Origin of the sequence: Methylobacterium sp. BTF04, from assembly GCF_010692745.1 — a bacterium.
Lineage (GTDB): Bacteria > Pseudomonadota > Alphaproteobacteria > Rhizobiales > Beijerinckiaceae > Methylobacterium.
In genome coordinates, this window is record NZ_JAAHTB010000136.1 from 1 (window position 1) to 2,710 (window position 2,710).

The 2,710-nt window shown below is 67.6% G+C and carries 4 protein-coding genes and 1 pseudogene; all 5 read left to right on the forward strand.

Features of this window, described 5'->3' with window-relative positions; all coding sequences use genetic code 11:
- The coding region (locus G3T14_RS23695) for a BON domain-containing protein (protein WP_163644938.1) at positions 1–425 on the forward strand (425 nt) is incomplete at its 5' end.
- 40 nt (positions 426–465) lie between these two features.
- Positions 466–1,326, forward strand: a complete 861-nt coding sequence (locus tag G3T14_RS23700; RefSeq protein WP_163644939.1) for a PRC-barrel domain-containing protein — start codon at positions 466–468, stop codon at positions 1,324–1,326.
- A gap of 63 nt (positions 1,327–1,389) precedes the next feature.
- Positions 1,390–1,962, forward strand: a complete 573-nt coding sequence (locus G3T14_RS23705; protein ID WP_163644940.1) for a hypothetical protein — start codon at positions 1,390–1,392, stop codon at positions 1,960–1,962.
- A gap of 49 nt (positions 1,963–2,011) precedes the next feature.
- Complete coding sequence (locus G3T14_RS23710) at positions 2,012–2,254, forward strand: hypothetical protein (protein WP_163644881.1); 243 nt, start codon at positions 2,012–2,014, stop codon at positions 2,252–2,254.
- 275 nt (positions 2,255–2,529) lie between these two features.
- A pseudogene (locus G3T14_RS23715) lies at positions 2,530–2,710 on the forward strand (aldehyde dehydrogenase family protein); the annotation flags it as partial.

Consider the following 2,710-nt stretch of genomic DNA (forward strand, 5'->3'; position numbering starts at 1 on the left):
GCCGCACCGACGAGGATATCGCGGCAGCCGTCCTCAACCGCCTGGACTGGGATGCCGCGATCCTCCCCGACACCGTCACCGCGCAGGTGCAGGACGGATGGGTCAGCCTGAACGGCGCCGTGGACTGGAATTTTCAGAAGGATGCCGCCGCTCTCGACGTCCGGTCCCTGCTCGGCGTCGTGGGGCTTTCGAACCAGATCACGATCAAGCCGCGGGCCAACGCCCATAACATCTCCGAGGGCATCAAGGGTGCGCTGGGGCGCTCCTGGTTCTTCGATCCCAAGCGTGTCGGCGTCGATGTCGAAGGCGACCGCGTCCGGCTGACCGGCAGCGTCCACACCGAACACGAGCGCAATCTCGCTGCCATGACGGCGTGGGGATCTCCGGGCGTCGCCATCGTCGAGAACGACCTCGCCATCGTCTGACGGACGCCTCCGTCCCCTCCGCCTCATGAAGGAACTTCCCATGCGCCGTTTCATCCGCCCCCTGACGCTCGGGGCCTGCACCGCCCTGGCCCTTTCGACCCCGCTCCGTGCCGCCGAAGAGCCGCAGGGCAAACCCGACACTTGGTCGGACTCGAAACCGGCTCAGGTCTGCCTCGACCATCTCAAGGCGTTCGACGCGCAGATGAACAGCGAGGGCTTCTGGCTTGGTGGTTCGGGCTACGGCTACGGCTATCCGCTCGGCGGCTACTGGTTCGGTGCGAATGCCGGCGTACCGATGGGTATGTCCGCCACCTCGATGCCTTATGCGTATGCGCGGCCGGGATACGAGGTCCGGGTGCTTCTCGCCGGTGCCGGAATCCTGGCACGCCACGGCCATCAGCAGCCCTGCGAGGACGTGCTCGTCCAGATCCGGCAGAGCTACGACCAGTACAAGACCGACATGCAGGGCCGTGACCTCCGGGTGGAGAACGCCCTGGGCTTCCGTCAGCAGGAACTCTCGCTGGCGCAGCCGGTCGCGACGCGGACGACGGCGATCCGTTCCGACGACCTGCTCGGGAGCGAAGTGCGCACGCCCGGCAACGTCGCGCTCGGCAGCATCGACGACATCGTCATGGGCGCCGACAGCGGCAAGATCGCCTACCTCGTCGTCGCCCGCGGTGGGATCTTCGGCATCGGCGAGCACCACGTCGCGGTCCCGTGGGACCAGTTCAAGGTTACCCCGAACCTGAACATCCTCGTGCTCGATACCAGCAAGGGCGACATGGACAAGGCTCCCCAGATCACCGGAAGCCGTTTCGCACCTCCGGCTCCGTTCGCCCAGCAGACAGCCAAGGCGGACGCCTATTGGAGCGCCGCCGCCAAGACCCCTCACACGGACTGAGGCTTGGATCGTTTCGTGGACGGCCACCGCCGTCCGCGTCCAAACATACGAAGGGACTGGGTCATGCGGACGATCACGGCACTGACGGCGACGCTCCTCGGCTGGACGATGATGGCTCCCGCAAACGCGCAGCAAGCGGTGGCCGCTCCCTCCGTGGACGTCGCCACGACGATGCGGGAGGCGGGCCACGAGGCCAGCCAAGCGGCCGACGCGGCGCATGAGGCGGCTCGTCTCGCTATGCAGGCATCGAAGGCGGCGGTGAAGCACGCCTCGCGGGAGTCCGCGGATCGGATACGGAAACTGGCTGCCGACGCCGAGGCGGCGGCAAAGCGATCCGAAACCAGGATCGCCGATGCCAACAGGGCCGCCGGCACCTCGGTCAATGCCTCGATGCAGAAGGCCGCGGATGCGGCCCGGCACTCCGTCGAGGCGACCCGATTGGCGCTCCAGAAGGCCGACGACGCGACCGAGGCGTACATCCACTCCGACATGACGGCGATCCGACAGGCGGCATCCGGAGCCCGGGCCTCCATCGTCAGGGCTGCCACAGCCGCGTCGAATGCCGCCCGCGCCGCGCGTGAGGCGGCCAGGACCACCTGGGACCAAAACATGGTGCAAACGCAGCTCCGAAACTGAAACGGAGCGGACACGCCCGTCCGCCCCCAACCCAACGGGAGACCTGACGATGTCGAAGTTCGACCTGGAACGAGCCTGCGCGGAGGCGGCGCATCAGCACGACCGGGCCGCCGCCCATTACCGGCATGCAGCCAAGCATCTTGCGAAGGGCGAGCACGCCGCCGCGGCCAAGGAGCGGGATCTCGCCCTCGACCATTCCGAGAAGGCCCGGATCGACGAGGTCGGCCTCCGGCCCGATGCCGCAGCCGAAGCAAAAGCCCAGTCCGAGGAAGCTTGGCGCTTCATGGGCTGAGGCCGCCGTATCGCCGCTATCCCTCACCCTCGTGAACAGGAACACCTCATGGCAGATCCCACATCGCCGGAACCGGCCCCGACGCATCCTCCGCAGCCAGGTCCCGGGCCCCTCCCGGAACCGCGCGGCGTCCCGGATTTCGAGCCGGACGAGATCCCACCATCGAACGAGCCTCTCGGCATTCCGTCCGGTTCACCGCCGGAGATCGGGTGAGCCCGAAAGTCCGTTCGCTCGGTCGAGCCTACGTCGTCCCCTTCCAGGCGATAATCATGCATTTCGGCTTGGTCGGGTCGGTGTTCACGCGGGACGCCGCCCGCGGCAAGCGCGTGGCGAGCCGCATCGACGCCGGCATGGTGTTCGTGAACCACCCGACCTGGACGGCGCCGGACCTCCTCTTCGGCGGGATCAAGGATTCCGGATACGGGCGCGAACTCGCGGGCGTCGGCATTCAGGAAT

Excerpts from the sequence above, each read along its gene's own strand:
- G3T14_RS23710 (WP_163644881.1), top strand. The coding sequence starts at position 2,012 with ATGTCGAAGTTCGACCTGGAACGAGCCTGCGCGGAGGCGGCGCATCAG.
- G3T14_RS23700 (WP_163644939.1), top strand. The coding sequence starts at position 466 with ATGCGCCGTTTCATCCGCCCCCTGACGCTCGGGGCCTGCACCGCCCTG.
- G3T14_RS23705 (WP_163644940.1), top strand. The coding sequence starts at position 1,390 with ATGCGGACGATCACGGCACTGACGGCGACGCTCCTCGGCTGGACGATG.